General features: G+C 66.8%; 10 protein-coding genes. 8 read left to right on the top strand and 2 right to left on the bottom strand.

What is annotated here, in order from left to right:
* Positions 1-3: 3 nt before the first annotated feature.
* The 8 genes from HMPREF1206_RS10135 to HMPREF1206_RS10100 all read left to right on the top strand — a co-directional run bounded on the left by HMPREF1206_RS10135 (position 4) and on the right by HMPREF1206_RS10100 (position 14,325).
* Complete coding sequence (locus HMPREF1206_RS10135; protein ID WP_016423216.1) at positions 4-6,336, top strand: non-ribosomal peptide synthetase; 6,333 nt, start codon at positions 4-6, stop codon at positions 6,334-6,336.
* Positions 6,329-7,507, top strand: coding sequence for a hypothetical protein (locus HMPREF1206_RS10130; protein ID WP_016423215.1), 1,179 nt, complete (start codon positions 6,329-6,331; stop codon positions 7,505-7,507). Before HMPREF1206_RS10135 ends, HMPREF1206_RS10130 begins: the two co-directional genes overlap by 8 nt.
* Positions 7,504-8,547, top strand: coding sequence for an ATP-binding cassette domain-containing protein (locus HMPREF1206_RS10125; protein WP_016423214.1), 1,044 nt, complete (start codon positions 7,504-7,506; stop codon positions 8,545-8,547). The genes HMPREF1206_RS10130 and HMPREF1206_RS10125 overlap by 4 nt, the downstream gene beginning before the upstream one ends.
* Positions 8,544-9,296 (top strand): ABC transporter permease, encoded by a 753-nt coding sequence (locus tag HMPREF1206_RS10120; RefSeq protein ID WP_016423213.1) that lies wholly within the window; start codon positions 8,544-8,546, stop codon positions 9,294-9,296. Before HMPREF1206_RS10125 ends, HMPREF1206_RS10120 begins: the two co-directional genes overlap by 4 nt.
* A complete protein-coding gene (locus tag HMPREF1206_RS10115; RefSeq protein WP_016423212.1) occupies positions 9,293-10,030 on the top strand; it encodes an ABC transporter permease in 738 nt (245 codons plus the stop codon). The genes HMPREF1206_RS10120 and HMPREF1206_RS10115 overlap by 4 nt, the downstream gene beginning before the upstream one ends.
* A 106-nt stretch (positions 10,031-10,136) precedes the next feature.
* The gene (locus HMPREF1206_RS10110; RefSeq protein WP_016423211.1) at positions 10,137-10,820 is read left to right on the top strand and encodes a cyclopropane-fatty-acyl-phospholipid synthase family protein; all 684 of its coding nucleotides are present in this window, start codon (positions 10,137-10,139) and stop codon (positions 10,818-10,820) included.
* Complete coding sequence (locus tag HMPREF1206_RS10105; protein ID WP_016423210.1) at positions 10,817-12,595, top strand: ABC transporter ATP-binding protein; 1,779 nt, start codon at positions 10,817-10,819, stop codon at positions 12,593-12,595. Before HMPREF1206_RS10110 ends, HMPREF1206_RS10105 begins: the two co-directional genes overlap by 4 nt.
* A complete protein-coding gene (locus HMPREF1206_RS10100; protein WP_016423209.1) occupies positions 12,592-14,325 on the top strand; it encodes an ABC transporter ATP-binding protein in 1,734 nt (577 codons plus the stop codon). The genes HMPREF1206_RS10105 and HMPREF1206_RS10100 overlap by 4 nt, the downstream gene beginning before the upstream one ends.
* Before the next feature lie 181 nt (positions 14,326-14,506).
* Here HMPREF1206_RS10100 and pth read toward each other — a convergent pair whose 3' ends face one another.
* A complete protein-coding gene (gene pth / locus HMPREF1206_RS10095) occupies positions 14,507-15,115 on the bottom strand; it encodes an aminoacyl-tRNA hydrolase (RefSeq protein ID WP_016423208.1) in 609 nt (202 codons plus the stop codon).
* A 147-nt stretch (positions 15,116-15,262) separates the two neighbouring features.
* Positions 15,263-15,904 carry a 50S ribosomal protein L25/general stress protein Ctc gene (locus HMPREF1206_RS10090; RefSeq protein WP_016423207.1) on the bottom strand — a complete coding sequence of 214 codons (642 nt, stop codon included), beginning with the start codon at positions 15,902-15,904 and terminating at the stop codon, positions 15,263-15,265.
* Positions 15,905-15,951 lie beyond the last annotated feature (47 nt).

Here is a 15,951-nt window from a genome sequence, read left to right as displayed (position 1 = left end):
ACGATGACCAATGAAACGATCGCGCCGGCCGTCGCATCTACCGCCGTGGGAAGAGCCCGCACCGGGGCCCGAGTCGCCCCCGAACGGCTGTCGGAGTCCATCGCCGACGCCATCGGCGTGCACCTGGATTCGGCGGACGTGAAACTCCGCGACCACATCCCGAACTCCCTGACTTTCCTCCAGATGCTGCTGGCGCTGGAGGACGAGTACGGGGTCACCATCGATTACGCGGCGATGGACCCCGGGGTCACGGTCGCTGATTTGGCGGCCGTCATCGACGCCGCCCGGGGTGGCGCTGATGCCGGATCTGCCGCAGGCGCCGCTGCCGGGGCCGATCCCGCTGTAGCGACGGGTGAGTCGGATGACGGCTGTGCCGGCAAAAATGGGGCTGGTTCCGCGGATGCGGTCCCGCTCAATCCAATCCAGACCGCCTACCTGCTCGGCGCGGACGAGGACATCGAGCTTGGCGGCCAAGCGACGTACATCTACGCGGAATCCCGGCACGACTATTCGTTGCCGCAGGTGGAGGAGGCCGTGCGGGCGGTCTTCGGGCGTCACGACGTGCTGTTCCATCGGCTCGACGTCGATGCCGGGGTCTTGAGCCCGACCGGCGCGTGCCTCGCCACCGTCGAGGTAGTCGGGTCCGGCGACGATATCGACGCGGCGGTGGGGGAGATCCGTCGGGACATGCGAACCGCGGCGCGATCGTCGAACGAGGACGGTCCCATGGTCGCCGCGAGGCTGCTCGCAGATGCGGGCGGGTGCAGGATGTTCATCTACTTCAACATGATCGTCATGGATGCGGGTTCGGTGTACCTATTCTTCGACGAGCTCGAATCCCTGCTGGCCGGGGAGCCGCCGGCTCCGGCTTCCAGATATGGGGATGCCCTGGCGGCAATCTCTGCGCGCCGGCGCGACGGGAAACGGGCCGAGGACCTCGCCTACTGGGAGAAGAAGGCCGCAGATCTGCCGCGGCGTCCGGAGTTCCCGGCGGCCGTGGGGGGTGGCGACGATTGGTCGACCCGGCGCTTGGGCACGGTGCTTGACGCGGAGGTCACCGCCAAGCTCAGCGAACGTGCCCACCGCATTGGAGTTACCCTGTCGTCGCTGGTGATGGCCGTCAACGCCGCCGTCGTCTGCAGGTGGCTGCCTGAATCCGCGTTGACGGTCAACGTGACTGTCAGCGAACGCAGCGGCCTCGCCGCGGGCACGAGGGTGATGGGAGATTTCACTTCATCGATGCTTGTCGGCGTCGACGCCGGGAGAGCCGCGACCATCGACGGGTTGGCGGAGGCGATCGACCTGGACATCCGCGAAGGGCTGTCCCACCGCTGCGTTTCCGGTGTGGAGGTGCTACAGCGATTCCTCCGGGACGCGGCCAATCAGTCCCAGGCCACCGCTCCGGTGGTGTTCACCAGCTACCTCGGCGGCGAGCGGGGAAGCGGGCGCAGCCCGGTCATCGAATGCATCTACACGCAAACCGCGCAGGTGTGCCTCGACATCCAGGTGATGCCGGCATCGGGCGGGATGGCGTTGTCGTGGGACGTGGTCGACGATTACTTCCCTGCGGTAGATGCGATGTTCGGAGCCGTTGCGGAGGCCCTGGACGTGGTGGCGGACGGGGGAGAGGCTCTGCCCATCCGTCATGCGGAGACGGAGGGGGCCGTCGCCCGCTACAACGACGCTGCGGGCCCGATCCACGATGACACCCTGGTTTCGCTTGTCGAAGCCGCATGCGCGGCGACTCCGGATGCGCCGGCCGTGCGCCTCGCCGCCCGGGGCATCTCGTACACCTACGCCGAGGTCTGGGCCAGGGCCGGACGCATCGCCCGCCAACTCTCGGATTCCGGCGTCGGGGCGGGGGATGCGGTGATCGTGCGCTACACCAAGCATCCCGACGACATCGTCAACATGGTCGGCGCATTGCGTGCGGGAGCCGCATTCGTGCCTGTCGACGCGGGCATGCCGGCCCAGCGACAAGAATACGTAGTGGAAGCCTCAGGTGCGGCGGGCCCGATTCTGGACACCGGCGTGATCGATGAACTGGACCAAAGCGGAGTAGAGGGCGTCGGCAAGCCCGCAGCCGCGGAAGTCTGCGACCGCGCGGGCAGCGCGGGTGCGCACTCTTCGCCCGGCACTGCCCCTGACGACCTTGCCTACGTCATCTTCACCTCGGGGACCACGGGCCGGCCAAAGGGTGTGCGGATCAGTCATCGCAACTGTATCAACACCATCCTCGACGTGAACCGGCGGTATGGGGTCACCTCCGCTGATTGCATTATCGGATTGTCGTCGCTGGGATTCGACCTGTCGGTCTACGACGTGTTCGGTGCGTTCGCGGCAGGAGCGACGGTGACGATGGTCGGAGACGAACGCAACGCCGATGAAATCCTCGACGTCTTGCGGGAAGAGCGGGTCACGCTGTGGAACTCCGCGCCCGCCCTGTTGGAGCTCGCCCTGGTCCGGGCGACGGACGACGACGTGTTCCCGGATGTGCGCACCGTATTGCTCAGCGGCGATCGCATCGCAGCGGGGCTTCCGGCGCGCGCCATGGACATGTTCCCGAACGCGTCGATCAATAGCCTGGGCGGTGCGACCGAAGGAAGCATTTGGTCCATCCAGTACCCGCTGCAACGCGACAGCCTGGAAAACCGCATTCCCTACGGGTACCCGCTGGCGAACCAGGGCATCCACGTGCTCGCTCCCGACGGGGTGCATTGCCCCGTCGGGGTGCCGGGGGAAATCCACATCAGCGGCCTCGGCGTCGCGCAGGGGTATGCGGCCGATCCGGAGCGGACCGCTGCCGCCTTCGGGTATGTCCCAGGCATCGGTCGCTGCTACCGGACCGGAGACGTGGGCATGTTCAACGCGGAGGGTTTTGTGGAATTTCTCGGCCGCCGCGATCGTCAGGTGAAAATCGCGGGCTTCCGCGTCGAACTCGGAGAAATCGAATCGGTCCTCGAGCGGTCCGGCCTGGTGACCGCGTCGATGGCGGCGGTCGTCGAATCGGGCGATCGGGGACTACTGGCGTGCCTCTACGTTCCGGTGGACGATATGACCGGCTCGCGGGATGCCGTCCGGGCCGAGCTTGCCCGATGCTTGCCAGCGTACATGGTACCGACGGTCCTGCTGCCGGTGGCGCACCTGCCCGTTACCGTCAACGGGAAACTGGACCAGGAGGAAATTCGTAGGCACGTCGGCGCCGCGGGCGGCGGGGCAACGGCCGATGGCGAGGTCGCCGGGGCGGGGGCCGGAGCCGTGGGCTCGGCTGGTTCCGTCGCCGACCCCGGGGCGATCGAGTTGGTGTCCGGAGTCTTCGACGAGATTCTCGGGGAAGCCCCGTCGACGGGTGCCGCGGATTCGGCGTGCGGCGCGGGAGAGTCCTTCTTCCGCCGCGGCGGCGATTCCCTGCAATTCCAGGTTATGATTCGCGCAATCCGGCAGAAGACGGGAGTCCGGCTCCGTTTCCGCGACGTCATCGTCGACCCGACCATCGCGCACATCGCCGGCCTTGTATCGGAGGCCATGCGGGAATCCGGGGCCGAGTCTGAAGCCGTCGCCGAGGCAGTGCCTTCCCCCGATTGTGCCGTCGGTGCCGGTTCAGCCGCAGGAGGCGCCCGAGAATGCTCCGCGAGTGCCCACGGAAAGGATCCGGTGGAACAATTCGGGGATGACCCCCACGCGCCGTTCCCCTTGACTGACATGCAGAAGGCCTACTACGTTGGCCGGAACTCTGGGTTCGAGCTGGGCGGCGTCACCGAGCACTACTACATCGAATCCGTCACCGAACCCGGCACCGACATCGATCGCCTGGAAGACGCCCTCGACAAGCTAATCCGCAGGCATCCGATGCTGCGCGTCGTGTTCACCGCACAAGCCACGCAGCGGATCCTGCCGGAGGTTCCGCGCTACCGTATTGATGTCGCCGACTACCGGACCGCCGATGAGGCGACCGTGGTCGAGGCGGTGCGGCGCAAGCGCGATGAGCTGAGCCACCAGGTATTCGATCTGGGCAGCTGGCCCTTGTTCCATCTGTCGGCGTTCGCGCTCCCGGACGGGCGGCACCGCCTGTTCTTCAGCGTGGACATGATCATCGGAGACGGGGCGAGCCAGCGGATTTTCATCGACGACCTGGACAAGCTGTACCGAGGAACGGAGCTTCCGCCCGTCACTGGCGACTACCGCACGTACGTCTTGGAGATGAAGCGTCGGGAAGCTTCGGCGGTCGGGCGGGGCGAAGAGACGTTGACTCGGACGGTGGTCGAGGAATTCCCGCCCGGCAACACCCTTCCATCAAGCGGTGCGGCCGCGGACGTGGATGTGCCGCGGATGCGTCGCCTGTCGTACACGTTCACCGCTGAGGAAACCGCACTGTTGCGGGAAAGGGCCAGCGCCGCCGACGGCAGCGTGTCCGCACTGCTTCTCGCCTGCTATGCGACGAGCCTGTCGCTGTGGTCGAAGGGGGATTCGGTCGGCATCAACATCACCACGTACAACCGTGATTCCGAAATCGCCGACGTCGCCGGCGTCTTCGGTGATTTCACCGGCGTCATTCTGATGCCTGTAAAAGCGGCCGCCGACCATGATCTCCGTTGGTGGACGGCGGAACTGCGCAACCGGCTGCTCGGGCACATGGCGGCCGGGTACTCCGGGGTGTCGTTGCTCGGCACCATCGCGCGCCACCGGGGTCTGCCCGTCGGACAGGCCATAGCGCCGTTCGTGTACACCTCGTTGCTGTTCGGCGAGGGGGCCGCGGCAGGCGATGGCTCGGGCAAGGATGCCCACGTCCTGGGAGACGTCGATTACGCCATCTCCCAGACTCCGCAGGTGCTGTTGGACAACCAGGTGATGGAGGTCGACGGGCGTATCAACGTCGCCTGGGATTTCGTCGAGCAGATCCTGAAACCGGAACTGGTGGAGGACATCTTCGACCATTACATCAGGTCGGTGTCGGGCTTCGCCGGGGGCTGCCCCGAAGCGGCGCCGCTGAGCGTCGGCCAGGTTCGGCACCTGCGCCTGGCGGTCGGGGGCACTTCTTCCGGCGGTGGGGTGATCGACGACGGCGTCGCGGGCGTGTTATCGGCAGAGCGCGACAGGGCGGGCGCGATCTCGAGGATCGCATCCGGGGACCTGATGGGCCGAGTTCGCGGATACCTGACGGTCATCACTGGGATAGTCCGGGCCGACCTCGGCGGCGCCGAAGCCGGCGCGGACGACGACCTGTTCCTCCTCGGCTACGACTCCCTGGGATTCGTGAAACTGATGCAGCGGATCCAGGACATCACCGGGGCGTCGGTGCCGCTCGCGGAAGCGCTGGCCAAGCCGACGCCACGTGGCGTGGCAGAGCTCGTCGGCCAGTCGACGACCACGCCGACCGACCGGCGGGACGCGGATGATCCCGGCGCGTCGGCCGCGGACCGTTCGCTGGTCCTATTGCGCAGCGGTGATGAGGCGCGCCCGATCTTCCTCGTCCACGGCGGATTCGGCACCGTCGACATCTACCGAGACCTGGCACTCGCGATCCCCGGTGGCGGGCAGGTGTGGGGCGTCGGCTTCGCGGAGTTCGAGAGACCATTCCCCCACGCTATCGGCATCGGCGATATCGCGGCCCACTATTCGGGCCGGGTCCGCGAGGTGCTCGTCGACGGTGCCGCCCCTGCGATCGTTGGATGGAGCCTCGGCGGCACCATCGCGGCCGAGATGGCGCTCCGTTTGGCCGATCTCGATCCTGCGCTGGTGTTTCTCGACAGCCTGGCTCCGGGGATCGCGGTCGACGTCGGGGATTTCGACGCGGAATCCGAAAAGGGGCTGCTGTCCCGGGTGATGCCCTCGATCGCCGATCTCCCGCACGGAACGCCGGTTGCCCGCCTCTGGGCGGAGTTCGGCGGGGTCGACGAGACCGATGAGGAACGAGGGGCCCGCCTGCGTGCCCTGGCCGCAGCGGTCGCACCGACGCTCCTGGAGGACCTTGGGCTTTCCGGCGACCGGGTGACAGCGACGGAGTTCAACTCGCTGCGCTCGCTCATCGATGCCCGCACCCGGTACCGGCCCGAGGGGCGGGTGAGGGAGGCGCTGTTCGTTTTCCCCGATGACGGCGAGGCTCACAACCACGACCAGTGGCGGGACCACCTCGTCGATGACCTCTGCGTCGCCGGCGTCGCGGGAAACCACTATTCGTTCGTCCTCGGAGAGGATGCCGCGCTGACTGGGGCTCTCATCGGGGAGTACATCGAACACCGGCGCCGGGCGCCGGAAACGGACGACAGGGCAGTGGACCCGTCGTCCGATGGAATCGACCGGTCGCGGGACCGGGGAAACGAGATGGAAAGTGACTGATCGACGAAACGGCGGGGAAGCACGGGACCGCGACGCGGGCGAACCTGTGAAAGTGCTGGTGGCCGGAGGTACCGGCGTCACCGGACGGCTCGTCCGGGGGATGCTCGGCGCCGTCGACGGGATCGAGCTGGCCTACACTTCCCGAAAGAAACCGGACGATGGCCCGGGGCGGCACTTCCCGCTGAGGATCGCCGCCGGCCACAACGAGATCTGCAGGGTATTCCGCAAACACGATTGGGTGGTCAACTGCACCGGCCCGTTCGAGGTGCACGCAGACTCACTCGCCCGTGCTTGCATTGACTCAGGCACCGGATACATCGACGTCAACGATTCGATCGACGCCCGCCGCGCAATCATGGCCCTCGACGGGGATGCCCGGCGGGAGGGGGTTACCGTGCTCACCGGGTTCGGCCTGTGCCCGGGCTTGTCGACGGCACTGTTGATTCTCGGGGCCCGCGCTGCGGGGGCCGAAGAGGTCCGCGATGTGCGGGTCGATCTGCGAATCGGCGCCGACCAGGAATCCGGGGCCGCGTCGGTCGAGTCGATGTTCCGGACCATTCGCGGCGGATACCGCGCGATGCTCGGCGGCGCCATTGTCGAAGTGCGGCGCAACCCGGTGTCGTCGCAAAGCGGAATCGGCTACGAATGCCCGGACGTCGACGTCGTACGCGAGGTGTGCCCCTCGATCCGTGGATATTCCTACCACGTCGCCTTCGATGCCCTCCCCGATGCGTTGGTGGAGAAGATCTGCACGTCGAGACTGTACGCGATGCCCGTTGTCTCCGGTCTGCTCGCCCGTCTCGGGGCGGCCGTGACATCGCGGAAGGCGCGGGCGAAGGGCACTCCGCAACCCGCCGAGCTGGTCGTCGTACTGTCGTCCGCCGGCGCGGGCGATGCGGGGCCGTCGGCCGAGACGACCGTCGTCCGGGCGACCGGCCCAGGTTCCTACAAAATGACCGCGGCGATTGCTGCCGCCACCGTTGTGGCGGTGGCGGGGAAGCCGGTCACGCCGGGGTGCCGGGATCTCGTCGGCCACCCCCGGCTCCTCGAACCGGTCCTCGCCTTCGCCCGCGATGCGGGCATCCATATCGAGGTGCCGCATGACAACCCGACCACGGGGCCGCTGCCGACAGCGGCCCACTGCGATACCAAAGAAAAGGGGAAACGATGACGGAGAAAGCTGAACGAGGTGCGGCGATCGTCGTCCGCAACCTCACGAAGAGCTACCCGATTGCGGGCAAAGCGGGCACCGCGCCCGAAGGCGGTGCAGGTGCCCCGCCGGACGGCGGGCGTAAGGGAAAGCGCGGTGCCCGGATGCGCAAGCATGTGCTCGACGGCGTGAGTTTCACCGTGCCCGCCGGGGCGATCGTGTCGTTCCTCGGCCACAACGGCGCAGGCAAGACCACTCTCATCCGAATCCTGTCGACGCTCATCACCGCAGACTCCGGCGAGGTGAGCATCTTCTCGCGCGATGTGAAAGAGGATCCGGCGGGCGTGCGCGCCGACATTGCCACCACCGGCCAATTCGCGGCGATCGACGAGAACCTCACCGGCCGGGAGAACCTGGAGTTCTTCGGGCGGCTGCGCGGACTCGACCGCGCCGACGCGGCCGCCCGCGCGACGGAACTACTCGCGCAATTCTCGCTCGCAGACAGTGCCTCGACGTTGGTGTCGGCCTATTCGGGTGGCATGCGGCGGCGCCTCGACATCGCCGCGTCGCTGTGCGTCGTGCCCAGGCTGCTGTTCCTCGACGAACCCACGACGGGGTTGGACCCGGTCAGCCGCGAAGAGCTGTGGGGCTTCATCCGGCAGCTGCGGGACGACGGAATGACCCTGGTGCTGACCACCCAGTACCTGGAAGAGGCGGAGGCGCTGGCAGACCACGTCCATCTGCTCAAGGACCGACGCATCGTCGCCAGCGGAACGCCGGAGGAATTGCGCCGCGACTTCGGGTCGCACGTGCTCCGCGTGTCCTTCGCCACCGCCGCCGGGGCGGAGGCGTTCGCCCGCTGCCTCGGGGGAACGTGCCTGGACCGCGCCCGCGTCGCGGGGAAGTCGGTGTCCCTCGACGTCGACCCCGGGCCACGGATCCTCGAGGCGGTGGCGCGGGCGATGGAGGCCTCGGAAGCGTTGCCGGATTCGCTGAGCGTGTCGCCGCCCACCCTCAACGAGGTGTTCATATCGATGAACGCAGGGGGTGCGGCACGATGAGTGCGACGTCGGTCGCGGCGTTTCTCCGTCGGGATCTGCTGCTGTTGCGACGCAACACCGCGTCGCTGATCTCCATGTTCGTAGTTCCGCCCCTCTTCCTGCTGTGCCTGTACGCGGTGTTTGGGTACTCGGCGGGGCAATCCGGCTTCGGGTACCTGCGTTTCGTGCTCGGCGGCTGCCTGTTCCAGGCGGCGATGTTCACCGCCGCGGCGTCGGCGATGGCGGTGGGACAGGACGTCGAATCCGGGCTTGTTGACCGCGTGCGCGTGTTGCCCGGGGCCACAGGCGGCTATGTCGCCGGCAGGCTCGCCACCGATTTGCTGCGGATGTCCGCGTCGATCGCGGCGCTGCTGGTCGTCGCGTGGGCCTGTGGACTCGACATGGCTGTCGGTGACGTCGCGTGGACTGTCCTGTGGTCGCTGCTCGCCGCGGCGGTCCTGTCCCTGGTCACGGACGGGGTGATCCTGATGGTGCCCGCCCCGGTGTCGACGGCCTCATCGATCCAGGCGCTGGAAATGCTGCTGCTTATGTTCTCCACCGCGTTCATTCCGGCGACCGCTTTGGACGGCTCCCTGCGCGACGTCGTACGTCACATGCCGTTTTCGCCGATGATCGAGGTGATCAGGGCGGCGTCCCCGGACGCCTTCCCGGATAGCGCCGGGGAAGAGGCAGCCCTGTGGCTCGGCGTCGCGGTGGTCGCCGGAATCGTCCTGTTCATCCGCCGGTTCACCTCGAGGAGCGAATCATGATCGACGCCATCTTCGTGCATTTGCGGCGCATCGCCCACATTTGGCTGCGGCGCCCCGACTTCTGGTTCATGACGTTCATTGCTCCGCTCGTGTACCTGTTCATCGTCAACCGCATGTTCGGTGGCCTGGTCAGGCAGCTCACCGGAGAGTTCGAACTCCGGAACGCGGTCATCCTGGTCGTGACGGCGTGGGCGTTCATCCTGGCCATCACGGGATCGTCCACCGTGTTCGTTGAACGCAGCAATGGCTTCCACGAGCGGTTAATCACCATGCCGTCACCGTACGCGGCCGTGCCGGCCGCACGGATTATTGCCGAGTTCATCCGGATCATGGCGATGACGGTCGTCGTCGCGGCGGTGGCCGCCTTGCTGTCCGACGGCCTCCCGGAGGTGTCCTGGTGGTGGAGGATCGCGGTGACCGGCGCGATGGTTGCCGCGGCGGCCGCATGCACCGGCACGTACATCGCGTTCTCCATCACCAGCCCCCAGGGTTCCGTGGCCCTCATCCCGTTAATCATCGTTGCGATGTTCGTCAACACGGTGCTCATGCCCGCCGACCACTTCCGTCCTCTCCTGCGCGGAATCGCCGGGCACACCCCCGTATCCGCGGCCGGCGAGGCCGTCAACGGCACCGGGGCTGCGGGTCTGGTGGTCTGCGCGGCCTGGTTCTTAGGCATCGCCGTGCTCGCGGCGTGGGGCATCGCCGTGAAAACGAGGCCGGGGGAGGCTGCATGACGGGCACGTCCACGGGGGCGGCGCCGCCGACGACGGCCCGCGAACCCGAGCACCTAACCCGAAACCGCCGCGTGGACGCGGCCCACACACCCGGAGACAGAACCAGATGAAGTCGATTGCCCAGATCGTCCAGAACAACCGCAGACTCCTCGCGGCCTACGAGGACAAGGTCCAGCCGAGGTTCCTCAGCCGCTATGCGCGTGAACCGATGGACGTCGCCGCCGTGTATCGGAAGCTCCGTGCGCTGGATCCCGGGCCGGATGCGCCAGCCCGGGTTCTCGACCTCGGTTGCGGAACCGGGTGGCTCGCCCGCATGCTTGCCGCCGAGCCTCGCTATCGCAGGGCGAACATCGTCGGCTACGACCTGTCGCCCAATGCGATCCGCATCGCCCGCGAACGCGCCGCCGTCGAAGGGCTCGGGGCCCGGACGGAATTCCACGTCGCCGACGTCCTCGCGCCGCTCGCGGGAGAGACCGGCGGGGCCGATGAAATCTGGGTGTGCGGCGCGCTCCACCAAATGAAGGATGCGGGTGCCGCGCTCGGCAGGGTCGCCGGGCTGCTCGCCGACGACGGCATCGCTTACGTGCAGACGTTCGCCGAGGATCCCGACGTGAACGAGCGGGTCGACATGGCCATCATGGCGAAGATGGGCCACCGGGTGTTCCGGGACAGCGAGCTCGAGGACCTCGCCGAAGCCAACGGGCTGAAGCTGGGCGGAGCCTCACACGCCGGCATGGTGTACTTCTGTACTCTCACGAAGAAAAGCGCAATCGGGGAGGCGGGCAAGTGAGCGCCGTGGACGGGACTGTAGGCCCGTGGTCGCTGCTCGCCCCGATCCGGACCCGGATGCGTGCGGTGGTCGCGTTATCCGTCCTGTCGTCGGTGGCTACCGTCGCTTCGCTGGTCGGCATCATCGACATCGCGATGACGTACCCGGAGGCCCCGGAGCATCGGACGTGGTTGGCCGTGGCTGTCATTGTCGTCGCCGCAACGGTGCGCATGGCCGCGGACGGCGCCGCCGGCATGCTCTCGCACCGGGCGGATAACGACCTGCAGCTCCACCTTCGGCGCCGGCTGGTCGCCCAAATCCGGAAGTTGCCGCTGGGCTGGCTGGACGCCCGGCGCTCGTCGGGAATCATCGGGTCGGTTGAGAAGGACGTCGCGGCTGTCCACCAGCTCATGGGCCACACCGTCGGTGAGACCGTGGTGGCGGTGCTGGTTCCCCTGCTTTCCCTCATCGCGCTCGTCGCGGTGGATTGGCGGATCGCGGCGGTGGCGGTCGTCCCGGTGCTGGTCACCTTCGCCCTGATGGGTGTGATGATTTCGCGCGGAGCCGGTCTTCAGCGCGACTACGAGCGAGCCTCCGAAGGAGTGACGGCCGCGGTCATCGAGTTGGTGCGAGGTATCTCAGTGATGAAGTCCTTCGGACGCGCCAACCAGGGCGCGGGTCGCTACGATGCCGCGGCGCTGTCGTTCGTCCGTGCGTGGTCTGCCTGGTCCCGGCAGTCGAACATCTATCTCGGGGTCATCGACGTGGTGACGTCCCCGATTACAGTCCTCGCAGTGGTGTGCGGGGCCGGCCTCGCTCTGAGGGACGCCGCGGGCGGCCTACCGGAGGGGCTCGTCGCCGGGCTGGTTCTCGGCCTTGGACTCTCCGCGGCGATCGTGCGGGTGGCCATGAACTCCGAACCCATCATCGCGGGGATCGCTGCCCTGAAGTCCATCGCGGAGGTGCTGGGCACGCCGCCGATCGTCGAGCCCGCCGATCCGGTGCCCGTGCGCGGAGGCGCGCTCGAGGCCCGGAACCTGGTCTTCGCCTACGGCGATGGGCCGCGGGTCCTCGACGGGATGTCCGCGACGTTCGAACCGGGGACCCTCACTGCGCTGGTGGGGTCCTCCGGTTCCGGAAAGTCCACCGTCGCCCGGCTGTTGGCGCGTTTCTACGACCCCGTTGAAGGCTCGGTGCTGCTGGGCGGCGCCGATCTTCGCGACATCGCCGTGCGCGACGTGCACCGCTCGGTGTCGGTGGTGTTCCAAGATCCGCAGTTGCTCACGCTGCCGTTGCGGGAGAACATCCGGCTGGCCAGGAGAGACGCCACCGACGGCGAAATCATGGCGGCCGCGAAGCTCGCGAACCTCGATGCGGTCATCGCGGCGCTGCCGAAGGGCCTGGATTCGGTGGTCAACGTCGACGTGACCTTTTCCGGTGGTGAGGCGCAGCGCGTGGCCATCGCGAGGTCGATCGTCACGGACGCGCCGGTGCTCATCTTCGACGAGGCAACCGCTTACGCGGATCCGGCTTCCGAGGCCCTCATCCAGTCCGCAATCGAGCGTTTGGCCCGTTCACGGACGGTGATTGTGATCGCGCACAGGTTGAGCACGATCCGAAACGCCGACCGCATCCTCGTTCTCGATGGGGGAGCGGTCGCGGAGGCGGGTACCCACGACGAGTTGCTTGCGCGCGGTGGCCGCTACCGGGATTTGTGGCGCGCGTTCGCACTCGACGACGAACCATCCGCCCCGCGGGGCACTGAATTAGACGATGAAAAGGCGGGGAACCGATGATTCGGGACTTGTGGTCGATGACGGATCGGCGCTCGAGAATGACGCTGGCGTGGCTCATTGCGTTGGCCGCGCTTGCCGCGCTGGCTCAGGGAGCGGCGTTCGTCGCGCTGCTGCCGCTGCTGTCGGCTCTGGCCGAGGGAGATGATGCGACGGCGTGGCGTTTCACCGGCGTCATCGCCGGCCTCGCGGCCGCCCATGCGGTGCTGTCTCTCGCCGCGGGGACGGTCGGCAGGGCGAATTCCGCAGCGGTGCTGTCGTCCCTGCTGCGTTCCCTGGGCGAACGCGTGCTGACGTTGCCACTCGGGTACGTCACCAAGTCCACGGCCGGCCGCTTTTCGGAGATGGCATCGTCGGGTATCGCGTTCGCGGCGTCCGTGCCGCACGTGATCCTGCGGCCTGTCATCGCCGCGGCGGTTGCGCCGACCGTCATCGCCTTCGGAATTCTGGCGGTGGATTGGCGCGTCGGTTTGGTTCTCGTCGCGTCGGCGCCGGTGATCTTCTTCGCCTACCGGGCCATTGGTCGGGTCGGCGGGGAGTCGGACGAAGCGCATGCTGACGCCGTCGCTGCCGTCTCCGGCAGGCTGATCGAGTTCACCCGCTGCCAGCAGGCGATTCGCGCCGCGGGCGACGGTTCGGCGGCGGACGCGATGGTGGATGAGGCAATCCGGGCCCAACACGATGCGTTCGCGAAGGCGACGTCGACGCAGGGGGCGGCCATCGGACGACTGGGTTCGGTCGTCCATGCGGTGTTCACGGCGGCGGTGATAGTCGCCGTGGCAGTCGCCGCGACGGGCGGGATGGCGCCGGCGCATTTGGCGCCGATGCTCATCGTGGTCGTCCAGTTCACCGGACCGATCACCACGGCGGGAGCGTTGTCCGGCGGTTTCGGTGCGGGCCGCAACACGTTGGCTGCGTTGCGTGACCTGCGGGCAATCCCCGCCCTTCCCGAACCTGCCGCACCGGAGCTGCCCGACGGGCATGACGTGGAGTTCCGCGACGTGAGCTTCGGGTACGGGGATAAGAAGGTTCTCGACGGCGTCAGCTTCCGTGCCCCTCAGGGAGCGCTGGTTGCCGTAGTGGGACCGTCGGGGGCGGGCAAGACGACGGTCATGCGGCTGCTGTCGCGTTTTCATGATCCGGACTCGGGGGAGGTCCTCATCGGCGGGGTACCCTTGCCTCGGATTGGCACCGACGGCGTGAACTCGCTGGTGACCCCGGTGTTCCAAGAGACGTTCCTTTTCGACGCGTCCGTGCGGGACAACGTGGTCTTCGCCGATCCCGGATTCGGTTCCGAGCCCGGTGACGGGGACCGCTTGCGCGAGGCCGCCCGGCGTTCCGGGGTGGACCGCATCGTGGAGCTGCTGCCTTCCGGGTGGGATACCCCGGTGGGGGAGGAGGGGACGCTGCTGTCGGGAGGCGAGCGGCAGCGCCTCGCCATTGCCCGGGCGCTTCTGAAGGATTCCCCGGTGGTGCTTCTCGACGAGCCGACGTCCTCGCTGGATGCGGCCACTGAGCGGGCGATCGTCGGCACGATGGAGGCGTTGCGCGGCGATCGCACCGTGATTGTCGTCGCCCATCGCCTGCACACCGTTCGCGATGCCGACCTCATCGTCGTGCTTTCGGAGGACGGGACGGTCGCAGAACGGGGCACGCACGATGAATTGCTGGCGAAGGGCGGCCGCTACGCCGAGTCGTGGGCGTGCCGGACGGGGAGCTCCTCGGGCGCCTGATCCTCATCACCTGGTCGATGCCCTCACGGGCGCCCTGCCGCAGCTTCCCGAATCCCACCGCCAGGCGCTCGGTGGACAGAGCGAAAACGCCGACGAAAACGCCGAGCAGCACGAACACCGACGAGCTGTAAAGACTGAAGCTCCCGGGAACGTGAAAATAGCCCCCCCCTTCCCGCTACTGCTACCGCCCGTGAATCTGGTTCTGCGCAATCTCCAGCCCGTGGCTGGCGATTAACTCCACCGCCTCCGCAGCAGTGGGCAGAGTGAAAGCGAGCTCCTCGCGTTCCTTAGCATTGAAATTACGCAGCACGTAGTCCGCCGGATCTTGGCGGCCCGGAGGACGGCCAATGCCAATACGCACCCGCATGTAGTCCTTCGTGCCCAACGACTTCGTGGTCGAGCGCAGGCCATTGTGGCCATTCTCGCCCCCGCCGCGCTTAAGCCGTACCACGCCCGGGTCCAGGTCCAGCTCATCGTGGACTACCACGACGTCGGTAGGCGCGACGTTGAAGAACTTGGCCAGCGCCGCAATCGGACCACCCGACAGATTCATGTAGGTCCGGGGCTTAGCCAGAATCACCTGTCGCTCGCCGCCATCGGAGGTCTTAAACCGAGTCTGCACAATCTCAGCGTTGGACTTCTTATGCACGCTAAACGACGAAGGCATCGGAGAAGTGCGGCTCGCTAGTTCATCTAGCACCAGATGCCCGACGTTATGGCGGGTGAGTTCATATTTGGGCCCAGGGTTGCCGAGCCCCACGACAAGCAGAGGTGTGGTGGAGGCGTTCATGAATTCAATCTTGGCACACGGTGCGCGGTCTGTTGGCTTCGGGGAGTTTCAAGAACAAAAAAGGGACGGACCAGAGTGTCCGTCCCTTTTTAGCTAAACGTGAAAGCCTGTACTGGTTCAGTCAGATAGAGCCATTCAGCGTTTGAATTACTCAGCCTCTTCCTCAGCTGGCTCATCCGGGGTCTCAGCCTCGCCCATGCCCTCGATATCGGCATCGACGTCACCAGCCGGCTCTTCCTCCGGCTCGACGATGTTGAAGATGAGCAGGTCAGCGTCGTCGGTGAGGACCAGGCCCTCTGGCAGGGTAACGTCGCCGGCGTGAACCATGGTGCCGACCTCTGCACCCTCGACGGAGACCTCGATCTCTTCCGGAATAGCCAGAACCGGTGCGTTGACCAGAATGGTCTCGGCATCCTGCATGAGCAGGGCGCCCGGAGCGAGCTCGCCAGTCGGAACGACCGGAACCTCAACCTCAACCTTCTCGTCACGGTGAATGGCGAGCAGGTCAGCGTGGTCGATGTCGAGGGTCAGCGGGTTCTGGTCAACAGCCTTGACCATGGACAGCTGGGACTCACCCTCGATGTTGACGTCCAGAACAGCGTTGACACCGTGGTTACGGATGACAGCGTGGAAATCCAGAGTGTCAACGAGGATGTGCTTCGGGGCATCCAGGTCAGCGCCGTAGATGACAACCGGGATGTCGCCAGCAACGCGGGCACGGCGAGCGGCACCCTTGCCGAACTCGGTGCGGTTACGAGCATCAATCTTGATGATGTTGGGCTTTGCCATGAAAATGGACTCCTAAACGATTCGATATTGAGTCGTCGAGTCGAGCA

Origin of the sequence: Corynebacterium sp. HFH0082, from assembly GCF_000411235.1 — a bacterium.
Lineage (GTDB): Bacteria > Actinomycetota > Actinomycetes > Mycobacteriales > Mycobacteriaceae > Corynebacterium > Corynebacterium jeikeium_D.
Note: the sequence above shows the minus strand (reverse complement) of the source record. Positions and strands in the feature narration are given on the sequence as shown.

Bases quoted from the DNA above. Each gene is read 5' to 3' on its own strand.
- HMPREF1206_RS10090 (WP_016423207.1), bottom strand. From the start codon at position 15,904: ATGGCAAAGCCCAACATCATCAAGATTGATGCTCGTAACCGCACCGAG.
- HMPREF1206_RS10125 (WP_016423214.1), top strand. From the start codon at position 7,504: ATGACGGAGAAAGCTGAACGAGGTGCGGCGATCGTCGTCCGCAACCTC.
- HMPREF1206_RS10115 (WP_016423212.1), top strand. From the start codon at position 9,293: ATGATCGACGCCATCTTCGTGCATTTGCGGCGCATCGCCCACATTTGG.
- HMPREF1206_RS10110 (WP_016423211.1), top strand. From the start codon at position 10,137: ATGAAGTCGATTGCCCAGATCGTCCAGAACAACCGCAGACTCCTCGCG.
- HMPREF1206_RS10135 (WP_016423216.1), top strand. From the start codon at position 4: ATGACCAATGAAACGATCGCGCCGGCCGTCGCATCTACCGCCGTGGGA.
- HMPREF1206_RS10100 (WP_016423209.1), top strand. From the start codon at position 12,592: ATGATTCGGGACTTGTGGTCGATGACGGATCGGCGCTCGAGAATGACG.
- pth (WP_016423208.1), bottom strand. From the start codon at position 15,115: ATGAACGCCTCCACCACACCTCTGCTTGTCGTGGGGCTCGGCAACCCT.
- HMPREF1206_RS10120 (WP_016423213.1), top strand. From the start codon at position 8,544: ATGAGTGCGACGTCGGTCGCGGCGTTTCTCCGTCGGGATCTGCTGCTG.